This is a genomic window from Enterobacter cloacae complex sp. IR5422 (assembly GCF_049238165.1).
Lineage (GTDB): Bacteria > Pseudomonadota > Gammaproteobacteria > Enterobacterales > Enterobacteriaceae > Enterobacter > Enterobacter roggenkampii.
Genome location: NZ_JBMKHT010000013.1, coordinates 53,288 through 70,405, shown reverse-complemented (window position 1 = coordinate 70,405; position 17,118 = coordinate 53,288). Strand labels below are relative to the sequence as shown.

16 protein-coding genes and 1 other annotated feature are annotated in these 17,118 nt (G+C 58.0%); of the genes, 3 read left to right on the top strand and 13 right to left on the bottom strand.

Features of this window, described 5'->3' with window-relative positions; translation table 11 throughout:
* Positions 1 to 84: 84 nt before the first annotated feature.
* The 4 genes from ACOTXT_RS08915 to ACOTXT_RS08900 form a co-directional block, all read right to left on the bottom strand.
* Positions 85 to 432, bottom strand: a complete 348-nt coding sequence (locus ACOTXT_RS08915) for a DUF202 domain-containing protein (protein ID WP_333165027.1) — start codon at positions 430 to 432, stop codon at positions 85 to 87.
* Positions 422 to 769, bottom strand: coding sequence for a YidH family protein (locus ACOTXT_RS08910; RefSeq protein WP_021242684.1), 348 nt, complete (start codon positions 767 to 769; stop codon positions 422 to 424). The genes ACOTXT_RS08915 and ACOTXT_RS08910 overlap by 11 nt, the downstream gene beginning before the upstream one ends.
* Positions 770 to 861: 92 nt before the next feature.
* Entirely contained in the window at positions 862 to 2,184 is a 1,323-nt protein-coding gene (locus tag ACOTXT_RS08905) for a 6-phospho-alpha-glucosidase (RefSeq protein WP_333165031.1), read from the bottom strand.
* Positions 2,181 to 3,803 (bottom strand): alpha-glucoside-specific PTS transporter subunit IIBC, encoded by a 1,623-nt coding sequence (locus ACOTXT_RS08900; RefSeq protein WP_032664651.1) that lies wholly within the window; start codon positions 3,801 to 3,803, stop codon positions 2,181 to 2,183. Before ACOTXT_RS08900 ends, ACOTXT_RS08905 begins: the two co-directional genes overlap by 4 nt.
* A 221-nt stretch (positions 3,804 to 4,024) precedes the next feature.
* Between ACOTXT_RS08900 and ACOTXT_RS08895 the strand changes: the two genes are divergently transcribed.
* On the top strand, positions 4,025 to 4,771 hold the full coding sequence (locus tag ACOTXT_RS08895; protein ID WP_008500159.1) for a GntR family transcriptional regulator: 747 nt from the start codon (positions 4,025 to 4,027) through the stop codon (positions 4,769 to 4,771).
* Here ACOTXT_RS08895 and ACOTXT_RS08890 read toward each other — a convergent pair.
* From ACOTXT_RS08890 to ibpA, 3 genes are all read right to left on the bottom strand, one after another.
* The gene (locus ACOTXT_RS08890) at positions 4,739 to 6,400 is read right to left on the bottom strand and encodes a putative transporter (protein ID WP_069597695.1); all 1,662 of its coding nucleotides are present in this window, start codon (positions 6,398 to 6,400) and stop codon (positions 4,739 to 4,741) included. The two genes, ACOTXT_RS08895 and ACOTXT_RS08890, sit on opposite strands and share 33 nt — an antisense overlap.
* Before the next feature lie 172 nt (positions 6,401 to 6,572).
* Positions 6,573 to 7,001, bottom strand: a complete 429-nt coding sequence (ibpB, locus tag ACOTXT_RS08885) for a small heat shock chaperone IbpB (RefSeq protein WP_008500161.1) — start codon at positions 6,999 to 7,001, stop codon at positions 6,573 to 6,575.
* 136 nt (positions 7,002 to 7,137) lie between these two features.
* Positions 7,138 to 7,548, bottom strand: a complete 411-nt coding sequence (gene ibpA, locus ACOTXT_RS08880) for a small heat shock chaperone IbpA (protein WP_008500162.1) — start codon at positions 7,546 to 7,548, stop codon at positions 7,138 to 7,140.
* Positions 7,542 to 7,613, bottom strand: a sequence feature (ROSE (Repression Of Heat Shock gene Expression) occurs in the 5'-region of heat shock genes and acts as an RNA thermometer to modulate expression.). It overlaps the preceding gene by 7 nt.
* A gap of 249 nt (positions 7,614 to 7,862) precedes the next feature.
* On the opposite strand from ibpA, the gene ACOTXT_RS08875 reads away from it, so the two are divergent.
* The gene (locus tag ACOTXT_RS08875; protein WP_021242679.1) at positions 7,863 to 8,195 is read left to right on the top strand and encodes a YceK/YidQ family lipoprotein; all 333 of its coding nucleotides are present in this window, start codon (positions 7,863 to 7,865) and stop codon (positions 8,193 to 8,195) included.
* On the opposite strand, the gene ACOTXT_RS08870 is transcribed toward ACOTXT_RS08875, so the two are convergent.
* The 3 genes from ACOTXT_RS08870 to ACOTXT_RS08860 form a co-directional block, all read right to left on the bottom strand.
* Complete coding sequence (locus ACOTXT_RS08870) at positions 8,192 to 9,421, bottom strand: DUF3748 domain-containing protein (RefSeq protein WP_333165038.1); 1,230 nt, start codon at positions 9,419 to 9,421, stop codon at positions 8,192 to 8,194. The genes ACOTXT_RS08875 and ACOTXT_RS08870 overlap by 4 nt on opposite strands.
* A gap of 50 nt (positions 9,422 to 9,471) precedes the next feature.
* Positions 9,472 to 10,284, bottom strand: a complete 813-nt coding sequence (gene yidA, locus ACOTXT_RS08865) for a sugar-phosphatase (RefSeq protein WP_008500165.1) — start codon at positions 10,282 to 10,284, stop codon at positions 9,472 to 9,474.
* Positions 10,285 to 10,398: 114 nt separating this feature from the next.
* Complete coding sequence (locus ACOTXT_RS08860; RefSeq protein WP_046091926.1) at positions 10,399 to 11,424, bottom strand: zinc-dependent alcohol dehydrogenase family protein; 1,026 nt, start codon at positions 11,422 to 11,424, stop codon at positions 10,399 to 10,401.
* Positions 11,425 to 11,533: 109 nt separating this feature from the next.
* Here ACOTXT_RS08860 and ACOTXT_RS08855 point away from each other — a divergent pair, with 109 nt between their 5' ends.
* A complete protein-coding gene (locus ACOTXT_RS08855; protein WP_055321074.1) occupies positions 11,534 to 12,469 on the top strand; it encodes a LysR family transcriptional regulator in 936 nt (311 codons plus the stop codon).
* 34 nt (positions 12,470 to 12,503) lie between these two features.
* Here ACOTXT_RS08855 and gyrB read toward each other — a convergent pair whose 3' ends face one another.
* Genes gyrB through dnaN form a run of 3 tightly spaced genes read right to left on the bottom strand, consistent with a single transcriptional unit; the run spans position 12,504 to position 17,117 of the window.
* Positions 12,504 to 14,915, bottom strand: coding sequence for a DNA topoisomerase (ATP-hydrolyzing) subunit B (gene gyrB / locus ACOTXT_RS08850; RefSeq protein WP_008500168.1), 2,412 nt, complete (start codon positions 14,913 to 14,915; stop codon positions 12,504 to 12,506).
* A gap of 28 nt (positions 14,916 to 14,943) precedes the next feature.
* Positions 14,944 to 16,017, bottom strand: coding sequence for a DNA replication/repair protein RecF (gene recF, locus ACOTXT_RS08845; protein ID WP_008500169.1), 1,074 nt, complete (start codon positions 16,015 to 16,017; stop codon positions 14,944 to 14,946).
* Entirely contained in the window at positions 16,017 to 17,117 is a 1,101-nt protein-coding gene (gene dnaN, locus ACOTXT_RS08840; RefSeq protein WP_008500170.1) for a DNA polymerase III subunit beta, read from the bottom strand. The genes recF and dnaN overlap by 1 nt, the downstream gene beginning before the upstream one ends.
* Position 17,118: the final 1 nt, after the last annotated feature.

Below are 17,118 nucleotides of genomic sequence, written 5' to 3'. Positions count from 1 at the left end.
ATTCTGCCGGGTGGCGGCTACGCCTTACCCGGCCTACGGTTCGCGGCAGTTGTAGGCCCGGTAAGGCGTAGCCGCCACCGGGCTTTAAAAGCTCACAATTTGCTGAATGTGAGTCACTGCGAAGAGTAAAGACAGCGACAGCACGGCCAGGGCGATGAGGAACTTATCCCGCACCGCCTTCGGCTGCACAAAGTCGTCCTGCGCTACGTCCATCAGGTTACGGCTGCGGGTATAGCGCCATAAAACGATTGCCACCAGCGCCAGCACAACAAGCGAGATCCAGAACGGCACCCCGGTGCGGTGCCAGTTGTGCTTAATCGCCAGGGCGATCAGCGCGCCATACCCCATCAGCGTGCGCAGCCACGCCAGCGACGTCCGCTCCGGCTGCAGACCGGGGTCCGCTTCGCGTCGCGCTTTGCGGCTATCCGCCATAGAACACCAGCCCCATCACCACGCCCGCCACCGCCAGCAGAATCGCGCTGATGATGAGTAACCCACGCGTATAGGGCAGATCCTGCTTCAGACGCATCGCCTTCTCATTGCGCAGCCAGCGCAGATAGCCGTAAATCGCCAGCACGCCCGCGAACAGGCACAGCAGCAGCGCCAGCACCTCGCGAATCAGCGGGGTGGCGAAATCAGGCGCGAGCTGGTCGAGCCCCACCCCGGCGGCAAGAAACCCCAGCGCGGTGCGGATCCACGCTAAAAACGTGCGTTCATTAGCCAGCGAGAAGCGGTAGTCCGGCGCTTCGCCGAGGCGGGAAATTTTCATGAAGGTTCCTTGTCGAGCTACGGGCAGGCTTCAGCATAGCGTAAATCGACAAGGACAAGGAGACCGGCATCGGGCGATGCCGGTCAGGACGATCAGTGCAGCGCTGGCCAGTAATCCTTGTTGGCCTCGATCAGGTCATCCAAAATCGCTTTCGCGACGGACGCGCTCGGCACGGTTTTCGATAGGGTGATCGCCTGCCAGAGTTTCTGGTACGAGCGCTGCTCCCAGGCATCCACCACCAGTTTTTCCACCGCTACCTGCTGGCTCATCAGCCCTTTCTGGAAGTGCGGAATATCGCCCACCGTGAGCGGCTCCGGTCCGTTATGGCCCACCAGGCACGGGATCTCCACCATCGCGTCGGCATCAAAGTTATGGATGGCCCCGTTGTTTGGCACAATCAGCAGCATGCGTTCCTGGGTATTAAAGGCAATCGCGGTTGCCAGATCGACGATGTACGACGCGTGTTCGTCGATTTCCAGCTCGCCGGCGGAGGATTTGCCCGCCTCGATAATCGCCCGGCATGAACTGAATACATGCATCTCACGGTGGTCCATGACCTCATTGGCGCGGGTGCGTTCCGGGTTGGAATGCGCGACCACGTAGTCCGGGAACAGATAATACTTCAGGTAGGTGTTCGGCATGGTGTCCGGATCCAGCGCCTGCACGTCTTTGGCTTTGGCGAAGGTATCGTTCCAGCTCGCCTCGGTGTGCGCATCGTCAGACGGCGGTACATAGCCGTGTTTCGCCACGTATTCGCGCAGTTTCGGCATCAGATCGTTGCCGTTGAGATCTTCAATCGACGTCCACCAGCCGAAGTGGTTCAGGCCGTAGTAGCGCACGCGCATCTCTTTGCGGTCTTTCAGGCCGACAATCTGCGCCATGCGCCCTTCAATACCGATCGGCATATCGCAGATGTTGAGAATTTTGGCGTTCGGACGCAGGCGGCGCGTGGCCTCCGCAACAATCGCCGCCGGGTTGGAATAGTTCAGCATCCACGCGTTCGGAGAGTACTGCTCCATGTAATCCACCAGCTCCAGCACGCCGCCGATAGAGCGCATGCCGTAGGCGATCCCGCCCGGGCCGCAGGTTTCCTGGCCCAGCACGCCGTGGCGCAGCGGGATTTTTTCATCCTTTTCACGCATCGGGTATTTGCCCACGCGGATATGCGCCATCACGAAATCGACATCGCTAAAGGCCGCTTTCGGATCGGTGGTGTAGCTGAATTCAATCTCCGGGGCCTGCTCCTTAAGGATGATTTTGCACGCTTCGGCGATGGTTTCCTGACGCGCGCCGTCGTTGTCATAAAACTTCAGGGCGCGCAGCGGGAAACGGTCACGGTTGGCTAACAGCATCAGGACGATACCAGGCGTAAAGGTGCTGCCGCCGCCTGCAATGACAACTGAGAATTTTTTCATGATATAGCCTCTGTCAGGGTGGTTTGTTCATTCGTTAAGGGGGTTTTCATCAGCGATTCCAGCTGGTCGCGCACCTGAGGAACGTGCAGACCGACAATCACCTGAATGCCGTTGCCGCGTCGCACCACGCCGTGGGCGCCGAGGGCTTTGAAGACGTCATCGCTTTGCGTTTTCGCCATATCGACCAGGGCGATGCGCAGGCGGGTGGCGCAGTTGTTGATGCTTTCGATGTTGGCCGCGCCGCCCAGCGCCTGCAGGAACCCGGCTGCCTGCCCGACCTGCTGGCTGGCCGCGGCCGGGGCGGTGGTTTGCCCGCGCGCCGCCTTATAGTCGGCCTTGCTGTAGAGCTTGATTTCGCTCTCTTCCCGGCCCGGGGTTTTCAGGTTCAGACGCGCAATCAGCGTTTTGAAGACCACGAAGTAAACTCCGGTAAAGCAGACGCCAATGCCGATCTGGGTGAACACCGTCGAGGCGTGGTTGTGGAACATCGGGATCCAGTTTTGCGGCAGGAACTGGTCCAGCAGGCCGCCGCCCATGTTCCCGACCACGCCGAAGGTGTACATCACCGTTGCCATGGTGGCCGCCAGCACGGCGTGAACGGCAAACAATAGCGGCGAGATAAACAGGAAGGTGAATTCGAGCGGTTCGGTAATGCCCACCAGCACCGCGGTAAGCGTGGCCGGGACCAGCAGCCCCGCGACCTTGACGCGGTTTTCCGGCGACGCGGTGTACCAGATCGCCAGCGCAATCCCGACCGAGCCGAACACTTTGGAGTTGCCGTGCAGCGCGAACCCGCCTTCCGGGAAAAGAGTTTTCAGCGGCAGGGTGCTCTGGCTGAATTCCTGCAGGTGCTGCGCCCAGTAGACCTGAATCCCCCCTTCCACCGCCGCCGGGCCAAAAATGAACGGACCGTAGACGAAGTGGTGCAATCCGGTTGGGATCAGAATGCGTTCCAGGAAGGTATAGACCCATACGCCCAGCGCACCGGCAGAACGCAGGAACGCCTGCAGGGACTCAATGCCCATCTGCACTTTCGGCCAGCCCAGCAGCGTCAGCCAGGCGCAGGGGATCATGACGAAGAACGCGAGGATCACGACAAACGAGCTGCCCTGGAAAATCCCCAGAAACACCGGCAGCGGCTTGTCAAAATAGCGGTTGTGGATGGCGGTGACGATGCCTGAAATCACGATAGCGCCGATGATGCTGGTATCGAGCGTTTTGATCCCGGCAATCATCGCCAGCCCGCTTCCCGCTGTCGGTTCGGCGGAGAAGTCGACGCCGAAGAAGTGGCCCCAGGTCATCCCCATCGCGTTGATGAAGTAGTTCCAGGTCAGGAAGCTAATCAGCACCGCCAGACAGGCGCGGCCCTGGGCCTGCTTCGCCAGGCCAATCGGCAGGCCAACGGCAAAAATCAGCGGCATATTGCGGAACACCGCCCAGCCGCCCTCTTCAATGATGTGAACAATCTGCGCGAAAAGATGATCGGGGGCCGTTAAGGCTTCGCCGACAAACAGCGGGTTGCGAAGCATGATGGCGATTCCCACCACGATCCCGGCGAACGGAAACAGCAACACCGGGGTAAACATGGCACCGCCAAAACGTTGTATTTGACTGAGCATTTTTAAATCCTCATGAAACAACCTGTAGGGGTAGAGGCCTTTATGGTTTTTTGCTGGCCTGAGGTGAGCATAAGAACTTACTGATGCGCGAACATGGCGTGCCGCTGCGATTCGTGATCGCATTCATGGTTTTATTTTGACCAATCAGGTCTACTTTTTACGGTAAATATGGACATGTCAGGACGCCATCCACGCCCTGATAAGGGCAGAGAGGTCTACTGGTGATCTACAAATCCATTGCTGACAGATTGCGGCTGCGGCTGAATTCGTCGGACTACAATATCGGCAGTCCGCTGCCGGGCGAGAAAGCGCTGGCGCAGGAGTTCGGCGTGGCGCGAATGACCATCCGCAAGGCGCTGGATCTGCTGGTGAGCTGGGGGCTGGTTGAACGGCGGCACGGCAGCGGCACGTTTGTGTCACGCAAAGACGTTCACCACGAAACCACCAACCTGACCGGGCTGGTGGAGGTGCTGCGTCAGCAGGGAAAAGAGGTGCAGAGCAAGGTCTTACAGTTCGAAGTGATGCCCGCCCCGCCCGCCATCGCCAGCCAGCTGCGAATTCAGGTGGATGAGCGGATCTACTTTTCCCGGCGGGTGCGCTACGTGGACGGAAAACCGCTGATGCTGGAGGACAGCTTTATGCCGGTGAAGCTGTTTCGCAATCTGTCGCTGGCGCATCTTGAAGGGTCAAAGTTTGATTACATCGAGAAGGAGTGCGGGATCACCATCAGCGGCAACTACGAGAGTCTGACGCCGGTGCTGGCCGATAAGCAGCTGGCGGGTTATATGAACCTGCCGGAACAGACGCCGCTGTTGCGTATCACCTCCCTTTCCTACAGCGACAGCGGCGAGTTCCTCAACTATTCCGTGATGTTCCGAAATACCAGTGATTACCAGGTGGACTACCATCTGCGGCGCATCCACCCGGAAGATTTACTAGCTCATCCCCCAGAACAGCACCGCCAGTAGCTGCGGGGTGATGATGCGCAGGAACATCACCAGCGGGTAGACGGTGGCATAGGAGAGCGCGGCCGCGCCGCTGGTGGTGTGCAGGTTATTGGCAAAGGCCAGCGCGGGCGGATCGGTCATGGAGCCCGCCAGCATGCCGCACAGCGTCAGGTAGTTCATTTTGGCGAACATCCGCGCCAGTATGCCCACCGTCAGCAGCGGGATCGCCGTGATAAAGATGCCGTAGCCGACCCAGCTCATCCCTTCACCCTTGACCAGGGTGTCGACGAAATCCCCGCCGGACTTCAGCCCGACCACCGCGAGGAACAGCACGATGCCCAGCTCGCGCAGCGCCAGGTTGGCGCTCGGCGGCATAAACCAGTAGAGCTTACCGATGCAGCCGATACGCCCGAGGATCAGCGCCATAATCAGCGGCCCGCCCGCCAGGCCCAGCTTGAGCGCCACCGGGAAGCCCGGCACGTACACAGGAATAGAACCGAGCAGCACGCCAAGCCCGATACCGATGAATACCGGTAGCATCTGCACCTGCTGCAGTTTTTGCTGCGCGTTACCCACCATATCCGCGACGGCGTCAATGGAAGACGGGCGCCCAACCAGGTTGAGGATATCCCCGAACTGCAGGCTGGCCTCCGGGCTGGCGACCAGCTCGACACCCGCACGGTTAAGGCGGGAGATCACGACGTCATAACGCTCTTTTACCTGCAGATCGCGTATTTTTTTGCCAAGGACGTGCTCGTTGGTCACCACAACGCGTTCCACCCGCATATCGGTGCCGCGCGTGGAGAGCGAGGTATCCACTTCCTGACCAATCACCAGACGGGCATTGTTCAAATCTCCAGGCTGGCCCACCAGGTGCAGCAGATCGCCTTGCTGAATAATGGTGCCGGGGGCAGGCACCATCAGCATATCGTCGCGCTTAAGGCGGGAGCAGATAATATTGGCGCTGTTCAGGATCGGCACGTCCTGAATCGCCATATTGTTCAGGTTGGGGTTATCGACCCGAATGTTGATGGTTTTGATCGGCATATGGCCGTTGGTGAGCGTGGTTTCGTGGTCCTTCGCCTCTTTATCGACATTAATGCGAAACAGGACGCGGACCAGCCACATGGAGAGCAGAATGCCGCAAATACCAAACGGATAGGCCATGGCGTAGCTCATCCCCATCTGGTCGACGATGCCGGATTCGATGCCCAAATCGCGCAGGATTTGCTGCCCCGCGCCGAGCGCGGGCGTGTTGGTGACCGCCCCGGAGAAAATGCCCAACACCACGGGCAGCGGGATAGCAAAGATTTTATGCAGAATGGCGGTGACCAGCCCGCCCATCACCACAATGCCGAGGGCAAACAGGTTGAGCCGTAAGCCGGAGACCCGAAGAGAGGCGAAAAAACCCGGCCCCACCTGAATCCCGATGGTATAGACGAACAGGATCAGGCCGAACTCCTGGGTAAAGTGGAGCATTTCGGCGCTCAGCACCAGCCCGAGCTGGTCGGCAAAGTGGCCGACAAAAATGCCGCCAAACAGCACCCCGCCAATCCCAAACCCGACGCCGCGGATTTTGATATTCCCTATCCACAGGCCAACAACAGCGACCAGGGCCAACACGCTGACGGTTAACGCGATATCACTCATGATCCACTTCCTTGGCATAACCTTAGTTATGCTAAGGATTCTCTCAGAGCCGTGGGCGGTTGTATGGGCGATGGCGCACAAAAAAGCCCTGCCGGGGCAGGGCCTTGTGCGGTCTGTGAGCGGTGTCGGGTGGCGGCTGCGCCTTACCCGACCTACAGGTTTGGCGGGCTTGTTAACTGTTTAACGCCGGCCGGTCGCTAATGGCGATACGCTGCGGCGCGATGGCTTCCGGCACGTTACGGGTCAAATCAATATGCAGCAGCCCGTTGGTAAACGTTGCGCCGGAGACGTCCATATGGTCTGCCAGGGTAAAGCTTAGGCTAAACGGCTGATTAACCAGCCCTTGATGTAGCCATTTGGTCTCGGTCTCTTGTTTCTCCGGCGTACCTTTCACGGTCAGACGCGTGCCTTCGAGCTGAATATCCAGATCCTCCTGACGGAAGCCAGCCAGCGCCAGGGTGATGCGATAGTGGTTATCGTCGCTTTTTTCGATGTTGTACGGCGGAAACGTCTGTTGCTCGGCGGTGTTTTGCAGGGCATTAGCCAGTTTGTCAAAACCAATCCACTGACGAAGTAAGGGGGATAAATCGTAGTTACGCATACTAAATCTCCTTCTGAGAAGCGAGTTCGGCACAGTTTAATTTTGTGCGCAGTTGTTCCTGCAAATCCTGATGGATTCGCATATGCTCCCGTTACGGCAAGCAGGTCTGGGTGGGCCGCTCGCGCGACCCGCATAATTAGTTAATTTCGATACGACGCGGTTTTTTCTCTTCCGGAATCACACGTTCCAGTTCAATAAACAGCAGGCCGTTGACCAGGTTTGCACCTTTCACATGAATGTTCTCAGCTAACTGGAACTTGCGTTCAAAGTTGCGCTCAGCGATGCCCTGGTAAAGGTAGGTACGTTCTTTCTGCTCGGCCGTATGGGAACCTTTCACCACCAGCAGGTTGTCCTGCGCGGTGATCTCCAGTTCATTTTCTGCAAAACCGGCGACGGCAATGGCGATGCGGTAGTGGTTTTCGTCAACCAGCTCAACATTGTATGGAGGGTAGCCGTTGCTCTGGCTTTGGTTATTTTCTAAATGGTTAAACAGGCGGTCAAAACCAATTGCAGAACGGTACAGCGGAGAAAGATCGAAGTTACGCATAAATAAAACTCCTGAAATCAGCGAGAAAAGTAAGCCTTCCACCATGGACAGGCCTTTACGCCCCCCGAACACCCATCAGGCGAGTTCGTTATCGGGTCGTATTCTTAAAATGGGTCTGCAACCGGGCTTTTCAAGCATGACAACTGCACTTTTTTTTGCACTTTCCTGCATCTCGCATAGACTGGGACAACAGCACAAAGGGTTAAATTGCGATGGCTGCCACAGTGCGGGGTTATCGGGCTATCCATTTTGGATAAGGCTCGCTATAACCCTGAGTTGCAGGTCTATGCAGTGCCATTAACGATGACTGAGTGATGATGAAAAATGTTCTGATAAAGCTGACGACGTTCAGCGGGGTAGTTTTACTTTGCGGGTGTTCGAGCGTGATGTCTCACACCGGCGGTAAAGAAGGAACATATCCGGGGACGCGCGCCAGCGCGGCGATGATCTCCGATGACGATACAAACTGGGGCACCAAATCCCTGGTTATCCTGGATATGCCGTTTACGGCTGTGGCGGACACGCTTCTGCTGCCGTGGGATTTATTCCGTAAGGACGACTCCGTGCGCTCACGGGTAGAGAAAAGCGAGCAGGAAAATCTGGCGACAAACGCCGTCATTCCGCCCGCAGAGATGCCGCCGCGCTAGTTCTGCGCGGTTTCCGCTAACCAGAGCTGACGGAAACCGTCCGTCTCTTCCATCCAGGCAATAAAGCGCCCGTCCGGAGAAAATACGACGGCATCCGCAGACGGCGGATTGCCGTGATCGGACGTTAAAAACGTCACCTGTCCGGTCTGCGCGTCGCAGCAGGCGATCCGGTTTTCGAGCACAAACCCCAGCCGATCACCCGCCGGATGCCAGTTAAACGCAGACTGAATATCGCTCCCGTTACGCGTCAGCTGGCGCGGCTCGCCGCCTTCAGGTGAGATCAGCCACAGCTGCACAATGCCGTTATCGTCGCGCATCAGAAACGCGACCTGTGTCCCCTCCGGGTTGCTGCGAACCCAGTGACGCGGCACGTTCACCAGGCCCGGATAGGCCCTTTGATGCGTAAAGGTCAAACGATGCTGCTTCACCCCAGCAGGCGGGGCTGGCAGGGTCTCTGCGGTGCCCTGAAGCGGCGCATCGCCCGCCCGTTTCCAGCTCTGTTCATCTTCTGGCAGGTTAACAATAAACAGTTCAGGCACTTTCTCGCCCGTTGCAGACAGGGTATCGCCGATAAACGCCAGTCTGTCGTTGCCCACCCAGCCCTCTTCGTAGGCGCGGTTAATCTCGTCGCTGCCCGGCTGCGGGTTGGGCGTCGTGCGGCTGACCAGCACGCTCCAGTAAGTCCCCGGGTATTCACGAGGATGGTTTCCCGGCGGATTCACCGGGCCATAAGGCGCCGCCACGCCGACGTTGCGTAAATCAAGCTTCGCATCGCGCACGTGCAGCACGTGGTCGTTATAGGTAAAGCTGACAAGCTGGCCGTTCGGGCTGAAGACATGGACGTGGCTGCCGCCGCGCAGCGCGCCCGGGGTGAACGGTGAAGTGATATCCATTGCGTCCAGGTTGCTCACCTGCCCGTGATGCGCAATTACCCCCTGGCGATGATGAAAATCATAGTGCCAGTCCGCATCCGGGTTTTTCGGGCCGTGGATAAAGACGTATTTCTCCTGCGCGGGATGAACGGTCACCACGCCAACTTGCGCGCCGTCAGTGGCGCGATAAATCACCTCGACCTCGCCCGTAACAACATTAACCCGCTCGATGGTTTCACCGGTGAACGATGCACCTGACGGGCGCACGTCATAGACCAGCCACTGGCTGTCCGGCGTCCAGGTATTGATGTTCGTAAGCTGGTGGTTGCGGGAAGCGAAGGTGATTTGTTTCATGAGGATACCCTGATGCGCAGTTATCGCATCAGGGTATCGCAAGCGGGTGTTTAGTTCAGCACAAACTTCTCAATGGCGTAAGCCACGCCGTCTTCGAGGTTGGATTTGGTGACAAAATTAGCCACTTCTTTCACCGACGGAATAGCGTTATCCATCGCTACGCCCATGCCCGCGAATTCAATCATCGCGATGTCGTTTTCCTGATCGCCCAGCGCCATGATTTCGTCCGGTTTGATGCCCAGCGCGTCGGCCAGCGATTTCACGCCAGTGCCTTTATTGACGCGTTTATCGAGGATTTCAAGGAAGTACGGCGCACTTTTCAGCACGGTGTATTTCTCTTTCACTTCGGCCGGAATGCGCGCAATCGCTTTATCCAGGATCTCCGGCTCGTCGATCATCATCACTTTCAGGAACTGGGTGGCCGGATCCATCTTCTCGGCTTCACAGAACACCAGCGGAATGGTCGCCACGTAGGATTCATGTACCGTGTAGTAGCTGATATCACGGTTGGCGGTGTAAAGCGTATTGCGATCGAGAGCGTGGAAGTGGGAACCCACCTCACGGGACAGTTTTTCCAGGAACCGGTAGTCATCGTAGCTTAGCGCGGTTTGCGCAACCGTACTGCCATCTGCGGCTTTCTGCACCAGCGCGCCGTTATAGGTGATGCAGTAGTCGCCGGGCTGATTCATGTGCAGCTCTTTCAGGTAGCTGTGCACGCCCGCATACGGACGCCCCGTGGTGAGGACCACATTCACGCCCTTTGCGCGTGCCGCGGCGATCGCGTTCTTAACGGCTGGAGAGATAGTGTGGTCTGGCAGCAACAGCGTGCCGTCCATATCGATTGCAATAAGTTTGATAGCCATGAGTTCCCCGGGATAAATGAGTGCTGCCTCATGCTAACGCGATTAAGCACACAAAAATAGAGCTACCTTGCGCAACAAAAGCCCCCTTTTACGCCTATCCCGGGGAACAAAGACTTACTCGCGGGTGAGAACGATTTTACCAAACGCACCGCGATCCAGATGCTCAAGAGCCTGTTTAAGCTCGTTAAAACGGTAGCGATGCTCAATCACGGGTTTCAACCCGGTGACATCAACAGCGCGGACGAAATCCTCCAGCGCCCGGCGGTGCCCCACGCCGATCCCCTGAATGACGGGAGATTTCAGCAACAGTTCGCCAGCAGAGAGCGAAATGTCAGACCCGGCCAGCACGCCAATGACCGAGATACGTCCATGAACGGCAACGGCGCGCAGGGAGTGCTTCAGGTTCTCGCCCCCCACGGTTTCGATAATATGGTCGATGCCGCGATCCTGAGTCAGCGCCAGCGCCTCTTCAGCCCAGTCGCCTTTCAGGCGGTTGATGCCCTGGCTGGCCCCCAGCTTTTTGGCCAGCGCCAGCTTTTCATCGCTCCCGGACGTAACAATGACCTCTGCGCCGTGCGCTTTTGCGATTTGCAGGGCGAAAATCGCCACGCCGCCCGTTCCCTGTACCAGCACCGATTGCCCGGCGCGCAGCTGACCGCGTTCCACCAGTGCGAACCAGGCGGTAAGCCCCGCGCAGGGTAAGGTGCTGGCCTCTGCGTCATCCAGGGTTTCCGGCGATGCCGCCAGCGCGTCTTCCTTCACAATCACGTACTCGGCCAGCATTCCCTGGAAATAGCCGCCGGACGTTTTATAGGGCAAATTGCGCGCGTCCGCCTGCGGCTTACCGTCGATCCACTCCGGAAAGAAGGTTGAGATGACGCGGGCACCGGGCTGGAAACGCGTGACGCCTTCACCAACGCTGTCGACGACGCCCGCCATGTCAGACGCCGGGGTAAACGGGAAGGAAAGCGGAATCGGCATCGTGCCTTCAATCACCATTTTGTCGCGATAGTTGAGCGCAACGGCATTCACCCTTACGCGCACTTCACCCGGACCTGGCTGGGGAATGGGCTCCTGAATAAGCGTGAGGCTCTCGCGCCCGAGGGCGCTCATCGTCCAGCGTTGCATTGTCTCGGTCATTTTTTTCTCCGGCCATCAAGTAAGCTTTAGTACTGACAGTCTACCGTTGACGCATGGTCGCCAGTGGCGATAAGTTTTCTCTATATTGACGCCAAAAAAGATACAATTCATGACCGACACGCTGAAGGATATCCCTGTTTTTGTGGCTGCCGTAGAGGCGGGAAGCTTTGCACAGGCCGCCATTCGTCTGCATTTGTCACGCTCGGCGGTAGGAAAAAGCATCGCTCGTCTCGAGGAGCGACTGGGGGTACGGCTGTTTCAGCGCACCACCCGCAGCCAGAGCCTGACCGATAACGGCGCCCTTTTTTATGAACGGTGCCTGCGTGCGCTGGAGGAAATTCGGGGCGCAGAGTCGCTGCTTGAAACGGGGAAACAGCAGGTCAGCGGCCGCCTGCGCGTTGCCATGCCGGTACTGTTTGGCCGCCAGTGCGTCGCGCCGCTGTTGATTGAACTGGCGCAGGAACATCCCGGGCTTGAGCTTGAAATGTCGTTCAGCGACCGCGTGGTGGATCTGGTAGAGGAAGGGTTTGATATGGCTGTGCGTAACGGCACGCTGCAGGACAGCAGCATGCTGGTCGCCAGAAAGCTGGGGGAACACCGCATGGTGCTGTGCGCTGCGCCGGATTATCTGCAGAACAAAGGCCAGCCGCAAAGCGTGGCTGACTTACCCCATCATACGGCCATTAACTATCTGCGCGCAGGCAGAGTGTTACCCTGGCAACTGATGGATAACGAAGGGACCTCGCACACCTTTACTCCCCGTTCATCGCTCAATATGGACGATTTGCAGGCCATCTGCGACGCGGCGCTGGCCGGACACGGGATTGCCTGGCTCCCCTGCTGGATGGCCATTAAAGAAATTCATCAGGGAAAGCTCGTCCCGCTCCTGAAACAGGCGCCCGATGTCCATTTTGACGTTCATGCCGTCTGGCTGCAGACGCCGCACCTGCCGCTGAGAGTGAGGATTGCCGTCGATACGCTCGCCAGTCGCTTACCGTCAGTGCTGTCGCAGGATATGCCCTCGCCCATAAAAAAGCCGCGCTAAACGCGCGGCCAGTTATCGTGCGGTATCACGTCGATTAAATATCGATATTTGCCGCTTTCAGGGCGTTCTCTTCGATGAAGGCACGACGTGGTTCAACCGCATCGCCCATCAGGGTCGTGAACAGCTGGTCTGCAGCAATCGCGTCCTTAACGGTCACGCGCAGCATGCGACGGCTTTCCGGATCCATGGTGGTTTCCCACAGCTGCTCCGGGTTCATTTCGCCCAGACCTTTATAGCGCTGGATCGCGAGGCCGCGACGGGACTCTTTCACCAGCCAGTCCAGCGCCTGCTCGAAGCTGGCTACCGGCTGACGACGTTCGCCACGTTCGATGAACGCATCGTCTTCGATCAGGCCGCGCAGCTTCTCGCCGAGCGTGCAGATACGACGGTATTCCGGACCGGTGACAAACTCGTGCTCCAGCGGGTAGTCGGTGTCGACGCCGTGGGTACGCACGCGAACGATCGGCTCGAACTGACCGTCAGCGTTCTGCTGAACATCGCATTTCCACTGGCTGCCGTGCTGCTCTTTTTCGTTCAGATCGGTCACCAGAGCGTTCACCCAGCGGGTGACGGTCTGCTCGCTGCTCAGATCGGCTTCGGTCAGGGTTGGCTGATAAACCAGCTCCTTCAGCAGCGTTTTCGGATAACGACGTTCCATACGCGTAATCATTTTCTGCGTAGCGTTGAACTCGGACACCAGACGCTCCAGCGGCTCACCGGCCAGTGCAGGGGCGTGCGAGTTCGCGTGCAGGGTCGCACCATCAAGCGCGATTGCGATTTGGTACTGATCCATCGCTTCGTCGTCTTTGATGTACTGTTCCTGCTTGCCTTTCTTCACTTTGTACAGCGGCGGCTGGGCAATGTAGACGTGGCCACGCTCAACGATTTCAGGCATCTGACGATAGAAGAAGGTCAACAGCAGCGTACGGATGTGCGAGCCGTCGACGTCCGCATCGGTCATGATGATGATGCTGTGGTAGCGCAGTTTGTCCGGGTTGTACTCGTCACGGCCAATGCCGCAGCCCAGCGCGGTGATGAGCGTCGCCACTTCCTGAGAAGAGAGCATCTTGTCGAAACGGGCTTTCTCAACGTTGAGGATTTTACCCTTCAGCGGCAGAATCGCCTGGTTCTTACGGTTACGGCCCTGCTTCGCAGAACCGCCCGCGGAGTCCCCTTCCACGAGGTACAGTTCGGAGAGCGCCGGATCGCGTTCCTGGCAGTCAGCCAGCTTGCCCGGCAGGCCGGCTAAGTCCAGCGCGCCTTTACGACGGGTCATTTCACGGGCTTTACGCGCCGCTTCACGGGCACGCGCCGCATCAATAATTTTGCCCACCACGATTTTCGCGTCGGACGGGTTTTCCAGCAGGTATTCGCTCAGCAGTTCGTTCATCTGCTGCTCAACCGCCGATTTCACCTCAGAAGAGACCAGCTTGTCTTTGGTCTGTGAGGAGAACTTCGGATCCGGCACCTTCACGGAAACCACGGCAATCAGGCCTTCACGGGCATCGTCACCGGTGGCGCTGACTTTCGCTTTCTTGCTGTAGCCTTCTTTGTCCATGTAGGCGTTCAGGGTACGGGTCATCGCCGCACGGAAGCCTGCAAGGTGGGTACCACCGTCACGCTGTGGAATGTTGTTGGTAAAGCAGTAGATGTTTTCCTGGAAACCGTCGTTCCACTGCAGCGCCACTTCAACGCCGATGCCGTCTTTTTCGGTGGAGAAGTAGAAGATATTCGGGTGAATAGGCGTTTTGTTCTTGTTCAGATACTCAACAAACGCCTTGATACCGCCTTCGTAATGGAAGTGGTCTTCTTTGTTGTCACGCTTGTCGCGCAGGCGAATCGAGACGCCGGAGTTCAGGAACGACAGTTCACGCAGGCGTTTCGCCAGGATGTCGTACTCGAACTCGGTGACGTTGGTGAAGGTTTCGAGGCTCGGCCAGAAACGCACCATGGTACCGGTTTTGTCGGTTTCGCCGGTAACGGCCAGCGGTGCCTGCGGCACGCCGTGCGTGTAAAGCTGACGGTGAATTTTGCCTTCGCGCTGGATAACCAGCTCCAGCTTCTGCGAGAGGGCGTTTACTACCGAAACACCTACGCCGTGCAGGCCGCCGGAAACTTTATAGGAGTTATCGTCGAACTTACCGCCTGCGTGCAGGACGGTCATGATCACTTCCGCCGCGGAGACGCCCTCTTCCGGGTGAATACCGGTTGGGATGCCACGGCCGTCATCGGTGACGGAGACGGAGTTATCCGCATGGATGGTGACCACGATGTCTTTACAGTGACCCGCGAGCGCTTCGTCGATAGCGTTATCTACCACCTCGAATACCATGTGGTGCAGACCGGTGCCGTCATCCGTGTCGCCGATATACATACCCGGGCGCTTACGCACCGCATCCAGCCCTTTCAGGACTTTGATACTGGAGGAGTCATAAGAATTCGACATCAACGTTTCTCGCTCATTTCAACTTGGGTTAATCCGTTATTTTACCCTTTTCCACGGTAAACATCTTCGAATTTTCGTCCGACATGTCCATAACGTGTTCAGCGCTAATGGCGCTGACGAAAACCTGCGACTGCGTGGCTTTTAAGCGGCTGGCAAGCAGCCCGCGCCGCGCGTCGTCAAGTTCCGAGGCAAAATCATCTATCAGGTACAGGCAGCGTCGCCCGCTCTCGCGGGTGAGGAACTCCCCCTGCGCCAGGCGCAACGCACACATCAGGAGCTTGAGCTGCCCGCGCGACAGCGTGTCTTCCACCGGCGCACCGTCGGCACGAATGCGGAAATCCGCCTTGTGCGGGCCGTGCGCGGTGTAGGTCAACATGCGGTCGCGCTCGAAGCTTCTCTCTAACACCTCGGCATAGTCCGTCTCTTTCTCCCAGCCGCGCTGGAAGGAGAAGGTGAGAGAGAACTCGGGTAAAAACTGTTTGCAGGTGTCGGCCATGTCTTCGGCAATACCTGCGCTGTATTCGGCACGCCAGTTGCTGATTTGTTCCGCAAGAGGGATTAACTCCATGTCCCACGGACGCAGCTGGGCGTAGCGCGTCACCTGGCGCAACGCGGCGTTACGCTGCTTGAGCAGACGCTTCAGGTTGCTCCAGGCGTTAAAGAATCCGGCTTCGTTGTGAAAGCATCCCCAGTCGAGGAACGCTCTTCTGTATTTGGGGCCGCCGTTGAGTAAAGTAAACCCCTCGGGCGTGATCAGCTGCATCGGCATCAGCAGTGCCAGCTCGGCCACCTTGTGGCCGTCGGTACCGTCGATGCGCACCTTGCTGTCGCCCTGCTTGTCTTTGGTCAGGCCGATGGCGGTCTCCCGCTCCTCGCCCTGCAAACGCCCGTGCAGAACAAAAGATTCCTGCTCGTGGCGAATCACGCGACCAATCTGCAAACTGCGAAACGCCCGACCGTGGCCGAGCGTATAGATGGCTTCCAGCACGCTGGTTTTGCCGCTGCCGTTCGCGCCAACCAGGAAATTAAAGCCAGGGGATAAAGCGAGATCCGCGCTTTCGATGTTGCGAAAGTCGCGGATCAACAGACGGGTGAGCGACATTACAGTCTCATTGGCATGACAACATAGGCAGCCGACTGTGATGCGGCATCTTCAATCTGTACGCTCGAAACGGAGTCGGTCAGCAGGATGCGCACGTTCTCGCATTTCAGCGCGTTCAGCACATCCAGCACGTAGCTAACGTTGAAGCCGATTTCCATCTCAGCCCCGGCGTAGGTGACGTCCAGAATCTCTTCTGCCTCTTCCTGCTCCGGGTTGTTGGCGGTGATTTTGATCTGGTTTTCACTCACGTACAGGCGCACGCCGCGGAATTTCTCGTTAGAGAGAATAGCCGCACGCGCAAACGCCTGCTTGAGGCTATCGCAACCGGCTTCCAGCGTTTTGTCCGGGTTCTTCGGCAATACGCGGCGATAATCCGGAAAACGACCGTCAACCAGCTTCGATGTGAAGACAAAGTCGCCCACGTGAGCGCGGATGTTATTGCTGCCGATCTGCACGCGCAGCGGCGTGTCGCCACCGTCGAGCATACGCATCAGCTCAATCACCCCTTTACGCGGCACGATCACCGAATGGTTTGGCAGCGAGTCGCCAATCGGCATGGAACAGACCGCCAGACGGTGGCCGTCGGTCGCCACGGTACGCAGCTCTTCACCTTCGGTTTCGAACAGCATGCCGTTTAAGTAGTAACGCACGTCCTGATGCGCCATGGAGAACTGGGTGGCTTCAATCAGACGCTTCATCGTCGCCTGCGGCAGGGTGAATTCCACTTCGCTCTGCCAGTCGTCCAGGTTCGGGAAGTCCGCTGCAGGCAGCGTGGAGAGCGAGAAACGGCTGCGGCCAGAGCGCACCAGCATACGGTCGCCTTCCAGCTGCACGGCGATTTCAGCGCCTTCCGGCAGCCCGCGGCAGATATCAAAGAATTTACGTGCCGGAACCGTGGTCGCGCCCGCGTCGTGCGGCTGCGTCAGCGTAACGCGCGCGATCATTTCCATTTCCAGATCTGTACCGGTCAGCGACAGCGTACCGTCCGCGACCTGAAGCAGCAGGTTTCCGAGAATAGGCAGCGTTGGGCGGCCGCCTAATGGGCCACTCACCTGTTGCAGCGGTTTTAATAAATGTTCACGTTCAACGGTAAATTTCATA

Excerpts from the sequence above, each read along its gene's own strand:
- yidA (WP_008500165.1), bottom strand. The coding sequence starts at position 10,284 with ATGGCTATCAAACTTATTGCAATCGATATGGACGGCACGCTGTTGCTG.
- ACOTXT_RS08900 (WP_032664651.1), bottom strand. The coding sequence starts at position 3,803 with ATGCTCAGTCAAATACAACGTTTTGGCGGTGCCATGTTTACCCCGGTG.
- ACOTXT_RS08875 (WP_021242679.1), top strand. The coding sequence starts at position 7,863 with ATGATGAAAAATGTTCTGATAAAGCTGACGACGTTCAGCGGGGTAGTT.
- gyrB (WP_008500168.1), bottom strand. The coding sequence starts at position 14,915 with ATGTCGAATTCTTATGACTCCTCCAGTATCAAAGTCCTGAAAGGGCTG.
- ACOTXT_RS08915 (WP_333165027.1), bottom strand. The coding sequence starts at position 432 with ATGGCGGATAGCCGCAAAGCGCGACGCGAAGCGGACCCCGGTCTGCAG.
- ibpA (WP_008500162.1), bottom strand. The coding sequence starts at position 7,548 with ATGCGTAACTTCGATCTTTCTCCGCTGTACCGTTCTGCAATTGGTTTT.
- ACOTXT_RS08910 (WP_021242684.1), bottom strand. The coding sequence starts at position 769 with ATGAAAATTTCCCGCCTCGGCGAAGCGCCGGACTACCGCTTCTCGCTG.
- ibpB (WP_008500161.1), bottom strand. The coding sequence starts at position 7,001 with ATGCGTAACTACGATTTATCCCCCTTACTTCGTCAGTGGATTGGTTTT.
- ACOTXT_RS08855 (WP_055321074.1), top strand. The coding sequence starts at position 11,534 with ATGACCGACACGCTGAAGGATATCCCTGTTTTTGTGGCTGCCGTAGAG.
- ACOTXT_RS08905 (WP_333165031.1), bottom strand. The coding sequence starts at position 2,184 with ATGAAAAAATTCTCAGTTGTCATTGCAGGCGGCGGCAGCACCTTTACG.
- recF (WP_008500169.1), bottom strand. The coding sequence starts at position 16,017 with ATGTCGCTCACCCGTCTGTTGATCCGCGACTTTCGCAACATCGAAAGC.
- ACOTXT_RS08890 (WP_069597695.1), bottom strand. The coding sequence starts at position 6,400 with ATGAGTGATATCGCGTTAACCGTCAGCGTGTTGGCCCTGGTCGCTGTT.
- ACOTXT_RS08870 (WP_333165038.1), bottom strand. The coding sequence starts at position 9,421 with ATGAAACAAATCACCTTCGCTTCCCGCAACCACCAGCTTACGAACATC.
- ACOTXT_RS08860 (WP_046091926.1), bottom strand. The coding sequence starts at position 11,424 with ATGACCGAGACAATGCAACGCTGGACGATGAGCGCCCTCGGGCGCGAG.
- dnaN (WP_008500170.1), bottom strand. The coding sequence starts at position 17,117 with ATGAAATTTACCGTTGAACGTGAACATTTATTAAAACCGCTGCAACAG.